The organism is Gordonia sp. L191 (assembly GCF_030077625.1).
Lineage (GTDB): Bacteria > Actinomycetota > Actinomycetes > Mycobacteriales > Mycobacteriaceae > Gordonia > Gordonia polyisoprenivorans_A.
In genome coordinates this window covers 1,479,713-1,494,709 of the sequence record NZ_CP125996.1, presented here as the reverse complement: position 1 = coordinate 1,494,709, position 14,997 = coordinate 1,479,713, and the positions used below count along the sequence as shown (strand labels likewise).

The 14,997-nt window shown below is 67.3% G+C and carries 16 protein-coding genes; 4 read left to right on the top strand and 12 right to left on the bottom strand.

The genetic code is table 11. The features are described from left to right. Positions 1-152: 152 nt before the first annotated feature. From QNM97_RS06620 to QNM97_RS06580, 9 genes are all read right to left on the bottom strand, one after another. Complete coding sequence (locus QNM97_RS06620; RefSeq protein ID WP_283822088.1) at positions 153-521, bottom strand: hypothetical protein; 369 nt, start codon at positions 519-521, stop codon at positions 153-155. Next, positions 518-2,056: a terminase large subunit domain-containing protein gene (locus tag QNM97_RS06615; protein WP_283822087.1), complete on the bottom strand. Its 1,539-nt coding sequence runs from the start codon at positions 2,054-2,056 to the stop codon at positions 518-520. The genes QNM97_RS06620 and QNM97_RS06615 overlap by 4 nt, the downstream gene beginning before the upstream one ends. After that, entirely contained in the window at positions 2,053-2,313 is a 261-nt protein-coding gene (locus QNM97_RS06610) for a hypothetical protein (RefSeq protein WP_283822086.1), read from the bottom strand. The genes QNM97_RS06615 and QNM97_RS06610 overlap by 4 nt, the downstream gene beginning before the upstream one ends. A gap of 151 nt (positions 2,314-2,464) precedes the next feature. Next, positions 2,465-3,238, bottom strand: coding sequence for a hypothetical protein (locus tag QNM97_RS06605; protein ID WP_283822085.1), 774 nt, complete (start codon positions 3,236-3,238; stop codon positions 2,465-2,467). A 284-nt stretch (positions 3,239-3,522) separates the two neighbouring features. Next, on the bottom strand, positions 3,523-4,107 hold the full coding sequence (locus QNM97_RS06600; protein WP_283822084.1) for a hypothetical protein: 585 nt from the start codon (positions 4,105-4,107) through the stop codon (positions 3,523-3,525). Positions 4,108-4,310: 203 nt separating this feature from the next. Next, positions 4,311-5,081, bottom strand: coding sequence for a TIGR02391 family protein (locus tag QNM97_RS06595; protein WP_283822083.1), 771 nt, complete (start codon positions 5,079-5,081; stop codon positions 4,311-4,313). Between the two features lie 12 nt (positions 5,082-5,093). Continuing rightward, positions 5,094-6,194 carry a redox-regulated ATPase YchF gene (gene ychF / locus QNM97_RS06590; RefSeq protein WP_283822082.1) on the bottom strand — a complete coding sequence of 367 codons (1,101 nt, stop codon included), beginning with the start codon at positions 6,192-6,194 and terminating at the stop codon, positions 5,094-5,096. Between the two features lie 51 nt (positions 6,195-6,245). Then, positions 6,246-7,523, bottom strand: coding sequence for an AI-2E family transporter (locus tag QNM97_RS06585; RefSeq protein ID WP_502875047.1), 1,278 nt, complete (start codon positions 7,521-7,523; stop codon positions 6,246-6,248). Between the two features lie 84 nt (positions 7,524-7,607). Further along, positions 7,608-7,886: a hypothetical protein gene (locus QNM97_RS06580; protein WP_014360687.1), complete on the bottom strand. Its 279-nt coding sequence runs from the start codon at positions 7,884-7,886 to the stop codon at positions 7,608-7,610. A gap of 131 nt (positions 7,887-8,017) precedes the next feature. Here QNM97_RS06580 and QNM97_RS06575 point away from each other — a divergent pair, with 131 nt between their 5' ends. The 4 genes from QNM97_RS06575 (at position 8,018) to QNM97_RS06560 (ending at position 12,648) form a co-directional block, all read left to right on the top strand. Next, positions 8,018-9,670: a DNA-3-methyladenine glycosylase 2 family protein gene (locus tag QNM97_RS06575; protein WP_283822080.1), complete on the top strand. Its 1,653-nt coding sequence runs from the start codon at positions 8,018-8,020 to the stop codon at positions 9,668-9,670. Then, positions 9,667-10,266, top strand: coding sequence for a methylated-DNA--[protein]-cysteine S-methyltransferase (locus tag QNM97_RS06570; protein WP_283822079.1), 600 nt, complete (start codon positions 9,667-9,669; stop codon positions 10,264-10,266). Before QNM97_RS06575 ends, QNM97_RS06570 begins: the two co-directional genes overlap by 4 nt. Positions 10,267-10,325: 59 nt before the next feature. Continuing rightward, positions 10,326-11,561, top strand: coding sequence for a DNA recombination protein RmuC (locus tag QNM97_RS06565; protein WP_283823116.1), 1,236 nt, complete (start codon positions 10,326-10,328; stop codon positions 11,559-11,561). A gap of 76 nt (positions 11,562-11,637) precedes the next feature. After that, positions 11,638-12,648, top strand: a complete 1,011-nt coding sequence (locus QNM97_RS06560) for a DUF6542 domain-containing protein (RefSeq protein WP_283822078.1) — start codon at positions 11,638-11,640, stop codon at positions 12,646-12,648. 28 nt (positions 12,649-12,676) lie between these two features. Here the strand turns inward: QNM97_RS06560 and QNM97_RS06555 are convergent, their stop codons facing one another. From QNM97_RS06555 to QNM97_RS06545, 3 genes are read right to left on the bottom strand one after another with little or no spacing between them, the layout of a single operon-like run. Further along, positions 12,677-13,264 (bottom strand): nucleosidase, encoded by a 588-nt coding sequence (locus tag QNM97_RS06555; protein WP_283822077.1) that lies wholly within the window; start codon positions 13,262-13,264, stop codon positions 12,677-12,679. 22 nt (positions 13,265-13,286) lie between these two features. Next, positions 13,287-14,054 (bottom strand): fructosamine kinase family protein, encoded by a 768-nt coding sequence (locus QNM97_RS06550; protein ID WP_283822076.1) that lies wholly within the window; start codon positions 14,052-14,054, stop codon positions 13,287-13,289. Between the two features lie 4 nt (positions 14,055-14,058). Beyond that, positions 14,059-14,991 carry an SDR family oxidoreductase gene (locus QNM97_RS06545; protein ID WP_283822075.1) on the bottom strand — a complete coding sequence of 311 codons (933 nt, stop codon included), beginning with the start codon at positions 14,989-14,991 and terminating at the stop codon, positions 14,059-14,061. Positions 14,992-14,997: the final 6 nt, after the last annotated feature.

Sequence of the window (14,997 nt, the reverse complement as noted above, 5' to 3'; positions counted from 1 at the left end):
CGCTACCGTCGATGCCGACGCGCATGGAGCGCGTCACGGAGTGGCGCGGGAAACCTCAGGGTTTCTCAACTCCCAAGGCCGCTCCCGGCCCGCCGCCCGAGTCCCGAGAGGCCAATCGAAGGACTCAACTGGACCGGGAGCGGTCGCCACGCTCACAGCTGCCCAGCAGCCGACACACCGCTCCCGACGTCGGACGGCAGCGGCATCCGCAGCACCCTTGCACCCTCGGCCCCGTCGGCATGCTCGTCGACCCAGACGGAGTTGATGAAGCTCGGGACCCACGCCTGCGAGTCGTCGACCCACTGGAACCCCAGAAGCCGCTGAGCGCCGATCGCATAGCGGGCTGCGTCTCGGTCGTCGAGCTGTGCGAGCGTCGCCGTAATCTCGTTCTCGCTGAACGGGGTTGCCCGAGCAACACACTTGGCGCACCCGCACTCGTTGGGCGCGACAGGCTGCGCCATCTCGCGCGCCAGCATCTCGCGGCCAAGCGCTACGAGCCGACGTTGCGATCGACGCCTCACGCGGGCCTCCCCCGGTCGACACGCTGACGCAAGTACGCACCCATCGACGTCACGGGCGCAGGGTCTCCCAGCCGTCCCCGGGGAACCGCGAACTCGACGGGTCGCCCAGCTGTGTGCACGAGGACGTCATGAGCGACGACGAGCGCGGCGAGCTGGTCGGGCTGATGCTGGCCCGCCTGCCACAGCACCGCCACATCTTCCAGGCCATGCAATTGGCCGGCGATCCGGCAGGTGCCCGTCTCGATGGCCTGCAGCAGTGCACTCGACCTCGCGATGGCATCCCCACCCCCACGACCCGACCCACGAGGAGGCCACGACGTCACCCGGGGCCGGTGTGCTGTGTGAGGGTGTGCGCGCTGGTAACGGTCGAGCGCATCCGAGACCACCCGCGTGTAGGTCTCTCGCGCCGCGAAGCCCTCCACCGCGATCTCTGACGCGCCGACCTCGTGCGCAAGCTGGGTTGCTGCCCGCGCCCACTCGTCACTCGTCATCGGTGCCGAACGGTCCGCGATCACAGCCACGACTCCCTCAGTCGTGATCGACGCCGCGATGAGCCCACAGCTGTCACCCCGACCGCTATCAGACGGATCGACGCCAACCACCGTCATCACCGGCGACTCGGGAGCGTGTGCGAGTCGCCAGCGGTCGAACCATGCCCGCTGCACCAACCCGCCCTCGGGAGGTGCGGGGACGCCCTGGAACAGCGCGTGCCACGTCCGCTCGCCCACACTCGCCCGCAGATCGTCGAAGTGCGCCAGCGTCCGTCCACGAGCACTCGTCATCGCCACCCCGGGCGCACGGCTCAGCGCGTCGGACACGCCAGCAGCCGCTATCGCCGGGATATTGATATGGGTCCAGCGGTCGGGCTCCTCAGCGAGCAGCGTGCCCGCCAAGTCCTCGGGATGCCACCGCGTCTGGATCAGCACCACACTCGCATCCGGCGACAACCGAGTCATCAGCGTGGAGCGGAACTCATAGATCACACGGCGTCGGTGCGCGGCGCTGTCGGCCTCCTGCGCGTTCTTCACCGGGTCATCGACGATGAGCAGGTCGGCACCAAACCCAGTGATGCCCGACAGGATGCCAGCCGCCAGCAGTCCACCCCGCGCACCCTCCACCCGCCACCGACCAACAGCGGTCTTGTCAGAGGCCAGCGTGAACCCGAGCAGCTGCGCGAACTCCGACACCAGCGCCCGCGCCTCGTGGCTGTGCTCCCGGGCGAGGTCGTCGCCATAGGACGCGAGGATCACCCGGGCGTCGGGGTCGTCGGCGAGCGCGCACAGCGGCCCGACCTGAGACACCAGCGTCGACTTCCCCTCACGCGGGGGCATCGTGATGATGTAACGGCCCCCGGGCTGTGTAATCGCTTCTCGCAGAACGTCAGAGATGAGCGCGATAGCAGGCGTCACCCGATACCCGGGGACGATTCGCCGCGCCAAACCCGCAGGCGTCGCCGGACAATGACCCTCTCGCTGCGTGCACAGTGCTCGCACACCGACCAGCGACGCGACCGACTCGGCCATCACCGTGCTCATACGAGCACCAACGGGTTGCTGCCCACAGCTGCGTACGCCGCTCGGCTGAACGAGTCGGCGGGCGTGATGTAGTTACGGCCCCGAACCTTGACCGTCTCGACCTCGCCACGCTCGACGAGCGCGACAAGCGCACTCAGTCGCGGCCAGAATCCCCCGGGCAGTGTGTCGCGGACCCGCGACCACGGCACCAGCTTCCCGGGCGGTGTGTGCGCGAGCGCCGCCAAGATCGCGGCCTCGTTCTCGTCGTAGTCGGACATAGCGTCGTCTCCTCGATCTCGTGCACCGTCAGCTGACACGCAACGGGTCGAGGCACCTCCCGCCAGCGTCGAGCACCACGGTAAAGGTCGAGGGTGCACAGCACCGGCGCAGCGACGCAGCAGCGCCGTAACGACGCAGGGACAGAACCAATTACGCGTTCCGCTCCTCGTAGTCTGCGGCGTAGTCGTATCGCGGGCGACGGTGGAACACGGCGCGCAGCTCCTCGTCGTCCATGACGTAGAACTCGTTGGCGACGCGCCACGCGATACCACGGTTGATCCGAAGGAAGGCAGCCTTCATCCCGCATGGGTCATCGACCTTGCAGACGCCGCACCTCTTGTGGTGATCCTCGTTCATGTGGTCCTTGGTGAGCATCACCAGCACTTCCAGCCAGCGGTCTCGTGAGGCATAGATCTTCCTCAGACGACGTTCTGGGTCGGGCGTCGACGTCAGCTCACTGTCGGACCCACCACCCGATCCCCACACCGCGACCTCGTCGAGCAGGTCGTTACCAAGGCGCGTCATCTCCCGCTTGGTCAAACATGGAGCGGGCTGATTGCACTCGCGACACCGGCCACTGCCGTCGTCGTCGTCGAGATGGTCCTTGGTCAGCTCGACGAGCGCACGTCTCGTCTTGGCCAGCTTCGACAACGCCTCCTCAATCTGGGCCTCGAAGTCGATAGGTGGCTTTGGTGGAGTCGCGGGCTTGATGGGGCGAACGGGAGTCGTCGCCATCTGTCGGGCGTGTGCTCGATGCTGCTCGGCTTCCCGCCGATCAGCGCTGACGTAGCGCAGCAGCGCCCTCAGGTCCTTGACCGACAACATAGAGGTGTAGGCCTTCGGTTTGACGTTGGCCTTCGTGCGAATTTCCAGGAACCGGCGTCGCTTGACCCCGTAGTAATTCTGGAAGTCGCGCACTGACATGGGCACGAGCGGTTGATCGTCAGACAAGGGGTAGCCCTCCTGGTGCGTTGCCGCGACCAGACCCGATCGACTCCGAATATGGGCGTCCCCGAGATGCGGGGAACGTGGACCCTCTAGGCTGTAGCCGTATCGCCAAATACGCGTCGAGCCCTGTCGGAGTCCGCTCTGGCAGGGCCTCGGCGTCTCTGGCGACGGACTCTGATGAATCCGCCGTTCACCATGGTAAGTGCAAGCCCCGACACCATCGAGCACGCTTGTGGATAACTGTGTTTCCCGTGCGACTGTTACAGCTCGTCCGCGAGGGCATTCAGGACGCGCTGGCAATAGTCGAGGCCCGTGTGGCACATGGCCACATAGGTACTCATGGCTCGCTCGTGGCGAGTCCGCTTACCCCGCCCTTTGACTGCTGATGGAGTCATATCCATTTCGTGCGCGATCTCATTCCGTGCCTTGAACAGCGGGTTTAGGCCTCTCGCATCCTTGAATAGCTCCCGCTGTTCGGCAAGGCCAAGCGCCGCAAGCGTAGCCGTGACCTGGGACTGTGATTGCAGACTCGACCCGGTGAGACTATCGACGTATGCAGCCCGCAACGTCTGCTCTGGTTCATTGGTGACGAGAAGTTTCGCGACCTGCCTGGCGTTGAGAGTCCCCTGATTTTGCAGGTACGCCGCCGCGAAGTCGATGTATTTCTCCCGTGCGCCGTCCGACTTCTCAACTTGGATTGGGATGCAAGATCGAACGGCCTGCTTGAGGACAGAGTCGACACCCGCACCCGCAAATACCACAGCCGCCCGGAACAGATCATGCTCAGCATGGGTCAGACGGCCACGGCCAGCCGGTCGCGTTGCACGCAACGCTGGATAGGTCACCTCGATGAGGCTCTGAACTGAGTCGTATGCACTCGCAAGGTACCGCTGCGCCGCCCAAACTAACGACTCGGCTTCCACCCGCGACGCCTCCAGCGGCGGGAACGGACTAGGCAATGTGCTACTCCTCGATCTGTCTCGAGAATGAGATTAGTCCTGCGCCTGCGAGGTGGTGAGCGTTTACGGGCCCGGTCCCGCGAACAGCATCAAGCTGTCGCCTCGTTCGTCACTACATCTGCCCGATCGACCCACCGCGCAAAGAGGCTCCACGCGGCCAGCGTTTCCAGCGCCTCTTGTTCGGTCAAGTCTTCGGCTCCAATATGATTCAGCGGGTTCCGAACCCCCGCGAAGAGACCTCGCCCCAACGACAGCGCACCCAGGTGCCGGTCCTTGAATAGAGCGGGGTTGGTCTCGTCGCACAAACGCAAGCGCACTTTCCCCTCATCAGGAGGAGATATGCCAAACGCGGCCTCGACCAAGTTCGACTCGCCAAGGTCGGGGCGCTTGGCCTTGGCCTTCAACTGGGAGTTGACGTTGATTGCTGCAGCCCAAACGGCGGCGTCATAGTTGTCCGCATTCCAATGAGGCCTCGCCGCCTCCCATACCCACGGGTGAAGTGCGTCGGCCGCCAGAGCCGGTCCAGAATGTGACAACCCCAAACGCTCGCGAACCTCGATGCCCTCTTCCAGTTCGAAGATCAACTCACGGACCGTGGTGGCATTCATGTTTCGGAAGTAGCGGTCATTCCAGTCCGCCCATACAGCCTCGGCTACGCGGAGAACACGGTTCGTGATCTTTGCTCGCTCCGCGGTCGAGCCCTTCAGTCGCTGCTTTGCTCCGCGTGGCTCGCGCTCAGCTTCCGGGATTGCGACGCGCTCATGCAGCCGAAGCCACTCGTTGCACTGCTCGACCGCCCATTCCGAGTCGAGGCCCTGAGGCGCTCCGGTGTTGCGTCCCGCAGCATCGTCACCGCTCACGGCTGCGACCTCCTATTTCTTAGCGCTCCCAGACGTTGGCGCGAAACGGAACTCGACCACATCCCCGTCGGCCATCACGTAGTCCTTGCCCTCCATGCGCACCTTGCCCGCGGCTTTGGCTGCGGCCATCGAGCCGGCGGCGTCGAGGTCGTCGAAGGAGACGATCTCGGCTTTGATGAAGCCCTTCTGGAAGTCGGTGTGGATCACGCCGGCGGCCTGCGGCGCGGTGTCGCCCTTGTGAATCGTCCACGCGCGCGACTCTTTCGGGCCGGCGGTGAGGTAGGTCTGCAGGCCCAGGGTGTGGAATCCGGCACGCGCCAACGACCGCAGGCCGGGCTCGTCCTGCCCGATGGAATCGAGGAGTTCCTGCGCATCGGACTCGTCGAGTTCGAGGAGTTCGCTTTCCACCTTGGCGTCGAGGAAGACCGCATCCGCCGGCGCCACAGCGGCTTTCAGCTCCGCCTTGCGCGCGTCGTCGGTCAGCACCGACTCGTCGGCGTTGAAGACATAGAGGAACGGCTTGGCGGTCATCAGATGTAGTTCGCGCACCGACGACAGATCGAACGAATCATTCTGCGCGAACAGTGTTGTGCCACGGTTCAGGATCTCCTGCGCCTTCTGCGCGGCGGCGAGCACCTCGGCGGTGTCCTTGTTCTTGCGGGCTTCCTTCTCCAGCCGCGGAATCGCCTTCTCCAAGGTCTGGAGGTCGGCGAGGATCAGCTCGGTCTCGATGACCCCGATGTCGGCGAGCGGATCGACCCGACCGTCGACGTGCACGACGTCGTCGTCGGCGAACACGCGCACCACCTGGCAGATCGCGTCGGCCTCGCGGATGTTGGCCAGGAACTGGTTGCCCATGCCCTCACCCTCCGACGCGCCCTTGACGATCCCGGCGATGTCGACGAACGACACGGTCGCAGGCAGGATGCGCTCACTGCCGAAGATCTCGGCGAGACGGTCGAGCCGTGTGTCCGGGAGCTCGACGACCCCGATGTTGGGCTCGATGGTGGCGAACGGGTAGTTCGCGGCGAGCACATCGTTGCGGGTCAACGCGTTGAACAGGGTGGACTTGCCGACGTTGGGCAGTCCGACGATACCGAGGGTGAGACTCACGGGCGCCCAGTCTATCGGGCAGCTCTCAGCACACCGAGGCCGGTGACGGACTCAGGCGGTGCCCGGCACCGCCCCGCCGGTGTCCTCGGCGTCCTCCGAGCCCTCGTTGGCTCCCACACCCGGCCCGCCGTCGTCGGATGCCTCGTCGAGGGGCGGCGGCTTCTCCCCCACCCGGATCGCGATCTGCTCGTTGAGGTACCGCAGGATGACGGCGATGGTCGCCGCGGCAGGCACCGCGAGGAATGCGCCGATGATCCCGAACAGGGAGCCGCCGAGGGTGACCGCGAGCAACACGATCGCCGCATGCAGGTCCATCGACTTGGACTGCAGCCACGGCTGCAACACATTTCCCTCGAGCTGCTGTACGGCGAGAATGATGCCGAGGACGATCAGCGCCGTGGTGAGTCCGTTGGACACCAGCGCGATGAGCACCGCGAGCGCACCCGCGACGAAGGCACCGACGATCGGGATGAAGCCGCCGAGGAAGGTGATCACCACCAACACCCCCGCGAGGGGGACCTGCAGGATGAACAGTCCGGCGCCGATGAGCGAGGCGTCGACGAAGCTGACGATCGCCTGCGTCCGGATGAAGCCGCCCAACGAGTTCCACATCCGTGACAGCACCTCGCCGAGGTGTGCACCCGCCGGATGCCCGATCGTGCGCTGCAGCCACGGAACAAAGCGCGGGCCGTCCTTGAGGAAGAAGAACACCAGGATGAGCGTCGTGAACAGGGTGATCAGCACCGATGTCGCGGTGCCGATCCCGTTGAAGACCCCGGCCGCGATGGTGCTCGCACTGGACTGCACACGTTGGGTGATCGCCGACACCAGACCGTCGATCTGATCGTCGCCGAGATTCAGCGGCGGACCCTGCACCCAGTCCTGGAGTTTGTGGACACCGCTGACGGTGCGGTCGGCGAGTTCCGGGGATTGATCGACGATCGAGGGCACGATCAGCCCGATCACCCCGCCGAGCAGGCCCACCGCGACGAGCATCATCAGCAGAGAAGCCCCGGCCGGCGGAACGCCGTGTCCCCGTAGCCACCGCACCGGCGGCCACAGCAGCGTGCACACGATGATCGCCAGAAGCACCGGCAGCAGGATCACCCAGACCTGGCCGACCACCCACATCACCACCCACAGGGCGGCGACCACCAGGATGAACTGCAACCCGACAATCGAGGTCGACCGCAGGCCACTCAAGAACACCTGCATTCGCGAGGGGGCAGCGGGGGCGGCGATGCCCCCATCTGCCGGGCCGTCCGCAGCGGGGACGGGCCGCGGCGACGAATCGTCAGAATCGGTCACGCCACGATCCTCACACACCACTGCGACGAGACCCCCGAGCGAGGGCGGCGCGGCGAGCGCTCGCACGTCTCGAGGCCACGGATCAGTGACCCCGAGCGAATCGGGTCAGCGACGACGCAGGAAGCGCAGCACCAGCGCACCGAGCGCATCGGCCGCGACCAACTCCGCCTCCAGAGGTGACAGCGGACGCACCGGATCGTCGGTCTCGATCGAGTCGGCGCCCGCGAGATGTGTCCGTGTCCTGCGCTGACGGGCGCATTCGGCATCGATGGTGTCCGGTCCGTACAGCCCGCGCATGATGTCGAGTCCCCAGTCGGGTAACTCTGCAAGCGGGGTCTCCGGCTCCTGACCTCGCTGTCGAGGACCGTCGAACTGCGTGCTCATGCACACATCGTGGCATGACGTGTTAGCTACGTCACTCAATTGCCCAACCTGGCCGACGGCGCGTCGTCGGCAGGTGTAGCGATGGCCGATTCCCGCCAGAAAAGCCCGCCGGTCGGTGAGAGGGTGGAGCCATGACCGCTTCCACCGACGCGCGACCCCCGTCCTCGACGACGGCAGGCGCCGACCCGGTCCCGGCGTCGACGGGGCTCGATTTCGAGGGGTGTTACCGCGCGCTGCAGGCACGGGACGCGCGCTTCGACGGCCAATTCTTCGCCACCGTGCGCACCACCGGAATCTATTGCCGGCCGTCGTGCCCGGCGCAGACCCCGCGACCCGAGAACGTCGCCTTCGTCGCGACCGCGGCCGGCGCGCAGGCGGGCGGATTCCGCGCCTGCCGACGCTGCCTGCCGGACGCGGTGCCCGGTTCCCCGCGTTGGAATCTCAACAAGGATCTCTCCTCGCGGGCGATGCGACTCATCGCCGACGGGGTCATCGAACGCGAGGGGGTCGGTGGACTCGCCGGGCAACTCGGGTACTCGACGCGGCATCTGACACGCGTGCTGACCACCGAACTCGGTGCCGGCCCGCTCGCCCTGGCCCGGGCGCATCGCGCGACCAGCGCACGAATCCTCATCCAGTGCACCGATTTACCGATGTCCGACATCGCCTTCGCGGCGGGGTTCACCAGCGTGCGTCAGTACAACGACACCATCCGCGAGGTGTTCGGTCTGACCCCGCGCGCGTTGCGCTCGCTGCGGCGGGCCAACTCCCGCAGCGACATCGACACCCCGCCCGCAGCATCCGCGGCCACCGGTAGAGGCAAGCGATCGTCGGCGATCACGCTGCGCCTGGCATACCGCGAACCGTTCGACACCTCCTGGTTCGGGTGGTATCTCGCCGCGCACTCGGTCGACGGCGTCGAGCGGTATCGACCGGACGCCGATCGGCAGTGGATTCATCAGCGCGTGTTGACCCTCCCGCACGGGCCGGCGCTGGCGGAGACGACGCCCGGCGACGGATTCCTGCGCGTGCGACTCGAGCATCTGGACCTCCGGGACCTGAGTGCCGCGGTGAATCGACTGCGACGGTTGTTCGACCTCGACGCCGACATCGTGGCTGCAACCGATGCCCTGTCCACCGACCCGACCCTGGGCACGGTCGTCGCCGCAGCGCCGGGGGTTCGGGTACCCGGAAGCATCGACGGCGGCGAATCCCTCATCCGCACCATGATCGGCCAGCAGATCAGCGTCGCCGCCGCACGGCGGCACGTGACGCGGCTGGTCGACGCCCTCGGAGAGCCGACGGACTGGCCGGCGACGGCCGGCGATGACGGGGGCGGCGACGGTGCGCGATCGTGGCGACAGTTCCCGACGGCCGCCGCCATCGCCGAACGCGGCAGCACGATCCTGACCGGGCCCGCCCGTCGGATCTCGGCGATCGTCGGAGCGGCACAGGCGATTGCCGAACATTCGGTGGAACCACACATGGGGGTCGATGCGTCCGATCTTCATGCACAATTGCTCGCCCTACCCGGAGTGGGGCCGTGGACCGCCGACTACGTCACGATGCAGGTGACCGGTGACCCCGACGTCCTCCTCCGGCACGACCTCGTTGTTCGCCACGCCGCCCGCGATCTCGCCATCGACCTCGACGACACCGCCCCGTGGGCACCGTGGCGGTCCTACGCCTCGATGCACCTGTGGCGCCATCGGCTCTTTCCCTCAGACGCCGGTACCCCGCCCACCACTACCGCAGACACGACCACCCAAGGAGCAACCCCATGACCGACACCCTCGAAACACCCTCCACCCCAACCATTTCCACCCCCAAGGACGGCTCCGGCCTGTGGACGACGGTCTCGACGCCGGACGGCGCATTCACCGTCGTCGCCGACACCGACGGAGTCGTCCTGGCATCGGGATGGACCGACACCCCCGAGTATCTGGTCGCACTCGTGCACCGCGACCTGCGGCCACACGATCTGCGCGGTCCCGCAGAGCTCGGCCGCACACCGGAATTGACCACGATCACCGAGGCCGTCGAGGCCTACTACGCCGACGACTTCGGTCCGGCCGCGGCCCAACCGGTCGTTCAACGGTCGGGTCCGTTCATCGAAAAGGCTTGGGCCGCTCTGCGTGGGGTCACCGCGGGCACCGCGGTGACCTACACCGAATTGGCCGAGCGTGCCGGCGAACCGGCCGCCATCCGGGCCGCAGCCTCGGCCTGCGCGCGCAACGCCGCGGCACTGTTCGTGCCGTGCCACCGTGTGCGGCGACGCGACGGCAGCCTTGGCGGATTCCGTTACGGACTGGACATCAAGCGGTCGCTGCTCGACCGGGAGACGCCCGACCTGGAAGCACCGCTCCCCGACGCCGGCTGAGCTGCGGCATCGCGGGCGGCGCACCGATTCTGTCGGTGGCCGCGGGCAAGATCACCAACATGATCGGCATCGTGCTCGCATTCACCGTCGGCATCGTGCTCGGCGTCGCAATCGGTTGGCTCGCGTGCACGAGCCGATCAGCCGGCGCCGTCGCCGCCGCACGCGCCGAGACCGCGGCGCTGCGGTCCTCCCAGGACCTGGTCGGACGGTCGCTCGCCGCGGCCTCCGAGGACGCGGCGCGGCGGCAGTCGAACGCGATCGGCGCCGAGCTCAGTCACATCGTCGATCCACTGCACACGCTGGTCGGACAGATGGCCGACGAACTACGGCGTGTGGAACGCGACCGCACGAGTGCCTACGCCGGCCTGTCCGAGCAGGTGCGGGGCATGCAGATGATGTCGACGCGGCTCTCCGATCAGACCCGGGCGCTGACCAACGCACTGCACACCCCGCATCTGCGGGGCCGGTGGGGTGAGGTCCAGCTCGAGCGGGTCGTCGAACTCGCCGGGATGACGCGCCACTGCGACTTCAGCACCCAGGTGTCGGCGAGTTCGGAGGCCGGGTCGGTCCGCCCCGACATGGTGGTGCACCTGGCCGGTGGCCGCGACATCGTCGTCGATGCCAAGGTGCCCCTGCAGGCGTATCTGCAGGCCGCGGACTGCGAGGACCCGCAGATGCGGCGCGACCTGCTCTCCGACCATGCCCGGGCGGTGCGCGCGCACATCACCGCGCTCTCGGCGAAGTCGTATTGGTCGGCCTTCGACGACACCCCCGAGATGGTCGTGCTGTTCTTACCCGCCGACGCGGTGCTCGAGTGGGCGGTGCGCGCCGACCCCACGCTCATCGAGTTCGGCATCACCAAGAATGTGGTCCTCACCACGCCGTCGAGTCTGGTGTCGTTGTTGCGCACCGTCGCACTCGGTTGGCGCCACGACGCGATGGCACGTGACGCGGCGGTGATCCACGAGCTCGGCGTCGAGCTGCATCATCGGCTCGACTCGGTACTCGGCCATCTCGATCGGGTCGGTTCGTCGCTGCGGAGGGCGGTCGATGCCTACAACTCCACTGTGGGAGCACTGGATTCCCGGGTCGGGGTGACCGCCCGCCGGCTGGCATCACTGGAGGCGCTCGGCGATCTCGACGAACCCACCACGGTCCGCACGATTCACGACACCGTCCGCGAGACCCGCACTGCTGATCACGGGGCTGGGTCGAGCCCGATCGCGCAGTTCGACGCGCACATCACACAGAACGGACATGGCGCCCCGATCGGGTCGCCGGATCGGCCAACATGACCCGGCGGTTGGCGGAAAATCGCGCTTCACCCGGTACCGTCTACATGTGCCCTTTCCGCAACGAAGCTCTTCCGCGGTGCCACTGGACCAGCAGTCGGTGCTGCCGACCGTCCGTGGGGTGCCCTGGTGGGGTGCCGTCCTCATCGCGACAGCGCTGACCGCGATCGGCGCGATCATGGACGCCAAGAATCACGGCAACCTCGGCGCGGTGTTCAATTTCTGCCTGCTGGTCGGGTGCTGCCTGGCCGCGCTCGCCGTACGTCGCCGGGCATTGTTCACCGCGGCCGCCCAGCCACCGCTGATCGCATTCTGCGTCGGCGTGCTGGCGCTCTACAGCCTCAACGCCGGCAATGCATCCGGTCTCAAGTCCTTGGTACTCAAGGTGCTGCTACCGATCGCCGCCAACTTCCCGTGGATGGCCATCACCTTTGTGGTGACGCTCGTGCTGGTTCTGCTCCGTTGGGTGCTGACCCGGCCCGAGGGCTGGAACGCGAAACTCTGGGGCGGCAAGAGCAACAACCGGCCGCCGGCCAAACGACGCGCGAACAAGAGCACTCGCGCTGCGGGCACACGCGCCTCCGGCGCACGCAGCGAGGGCGACAAAGCCACGCGCACTCGGCGGACCGAGACCGCCACTTCGTCGAGCAGCCGCGCGGCGACCACTCGATCGGGTTCGTCGCGCGGTGCCAGTGGTGCCACGAGCACCTCGTCGAGCAGCCGCGCCGCCCGGCAGAAAGACGCCGACGCCCGCAGCACCGCATCGAAGCCCCGCCCGAGCGCATCGATGGTCGGCGCCGCAGCCACCGCCGCCGACGACTCCGGTCGGGCACGTCCGCGGCGGCCACGTGCCGGCGACGCGGCCCGCAAGACCACCGAGTCGTCGGAGGCACCGCGTCGTCGTGCCGGCGATGCCGGCCGACCCACTGCACGACCGGTCCCCGTCTCCTCCGAGGAGACCACGCGCATCCCCGCGGATCAGGCCGACCGACCGCGCCCGCGCGCCCGCTCGGCGGCCGCGGATCTCGACCGGTATGAGTCCGGCGCTGCCGCCGCCTATCAGTCGACGCGCTCACGCAACCGCTCCTGACCGGCGCCTCGGTACGCCAACGTACCTCCTACGCAATAAGGTGCTCGGACACCCACCGCCCGAGCGTGCGGGCCGCCTCGTCGACGAGGGACGGCCAGTCCATCGCCCCCTCGTCGGCGCCGTCGGTGACCACCTTCACCAGCCGGCAGGGCACCCCGAACGCCGCCGCCACATGGGCAATCGCCGCACCCTCCATGTCGACGAGATCGGCGTCGGCGGCCAGTTCGGCCCGGCGGACAGGGTCGGCGACGAAGGTGTCGCCGCTGGCAAGCACGGTGCCGTCGCCGTCCGGCAGCTCCCATCGGTCAATGATCGGATAACCCATCGCCCGCAGCTCGGTGCTGCTGATGTCGTGTTCGATGACAGCCGACGGTACGAACAGCCCCTCGTGACCGACCGGCAGATGGTGGTCGTGCAGCGCGCCGGCGGTCCCGATGTTGACGATGCGTGTCACCGCGGGCCCGGTGCTCAGTTCTCGGGTCAGCGCGACCGACGCGGCGACCTTTCCGATGCCGGTGACCAGAAGCCGGGTGCCGTCGGGGATGTGGCGTGCCTCCGACCGGGTCGCGGAGACGACCAGTACCCCGGTATCGGACGACGAGGAATCTGCGTGCATCCGATGATTGTCCGTCAGCCTCTCAGCGGGTGAGCGCGAGGGTTGCCTGCGCCGCCCGCCCCAACGCCGACCCGTAGGAGGGTCCGTGGCCCGCGGCGTGGACGGCCAGCGGATGCAGTTGGTGCAGCGGGATTCGGTCGCGCCACTTGGCCGCCAATGGGTGGGTCTGGTCGTAGGCGGAGACGATGGCGTCGAGTTGCGGACAGCCGAACAGCGCGAGCATCGCCAGGTCGGTCTCGCGGTGACCGCCGTGGGCGGCCGGATCGATCATCACCACACCGTCGGGTGTCCACATCACGTTGCCGCTCCACAGGTCCCCGTGCAGCCGGCTCGGTGGCTCGTCGTCGTCGAAGACTCCGTCGGCGATGGCCGCACAGGCCGAGCGGGTCAGTTCCTCGTCGTCGGCGGTGAGATATCCGGCGCGGCGCGCGGGTTCGAGGTAGGGCTCGACGCGTTCGGCGGCGTAGAAGGCGCCCCAACTCGCGTGGGTGCGGGAACTGAGCGGCCGTTCGCCGATGAACTGCCGTCCGTGGTATCCCGCGGGCGGCGCCCCGAACGAGTCGGCACCCGCGTCATGCATTCGCGCCAGAGCGGCGCCGAACTCACGTGCGGCGTCGGCGTCGGGGAAGGCGGAGTCCAAGCGCTGCAACTCGATTCCGCTGTCCCACACCGCGATGACGTCGACGACGGGTGCTCCGGCCTCTGCCAGCCACCGTAGACCGGCGGCCTCGGCCGCGAAGAAATCCGGGTCGGCGTCACGTCGGGTCTTGCGGAAGACGTTCTTGTCCAAAGAGTTACCGCTCTCGCGCGGCGTCCGGGTCGGCCGGCACGGTATCAGTTCGCGACACCGCGCTGATCCGGGCGAGGTGCGCGAATCGATCGTTGGCGATCCGCATGACGATCTCGTAGGGCAACGCGAACTTGCGCGCCCACCAGTACCCGAACCGGATGTCGAAGGAGGTGTAGACCATGAACCGATTCTTCTTGACCCCCTTGATGATCGCGGCGGCGGCGGCGTCGGGGGTGACCGAGACTCGATGGAATGCGTCGATCTGCTTGGCGACCCGCGGGTCCGTGCGATCGATACCGACGATCTCGACGCTGTTGACCAAGGGGGTGGCGACCGCACCCGGGCAGACCAGTGACACCCCGATGTGATGACGACGCAAGTCGAATCGCAGTACTTCCGAGACCCCGCGAATGCCGAACTTCGATGCACTGTATGCGGCATGCCAGGGGAAGGCGAGCAGTCCTGCAGCCGACGACACATTCACCAGATGTCCGCCGCGCGCTCGCCGAACCATCTGTGGCACAAAGCATTCGATGACGTGAATGGGACCCATCAGGTTGACGTCGACGGCCGATCGCCAATGCCGGTGCTCGAGGTTCTCCACGGTGCCCCAGACCGAGATACCGGCGATGTTCATCACCACGTCCATCACGCCGACCTCGGAGTCGACCTCATGGGCAAAGCTGCGGACCCACTCGTAGTCGGAGACGTCGCCCGCGGAATGGAAGGCGACGTGCCCGCCGGCCTCGGCGACGGTGGTCACCGCCTCGTCGAGCTTGTCGGTATGCAGGTCGGTGAGCACGAGTTCGGCGCCATCACGTGCCGCGGCGAGCGCCGTGGCCAGGCCGATTCCGCTGGCCGCCCCGGTGATCAACACCCGGCGGCCGCGCAAGGTGGGAACCGGCGGGTCCATTCTGATCAGGTCGCGTAAAGACATGACCTC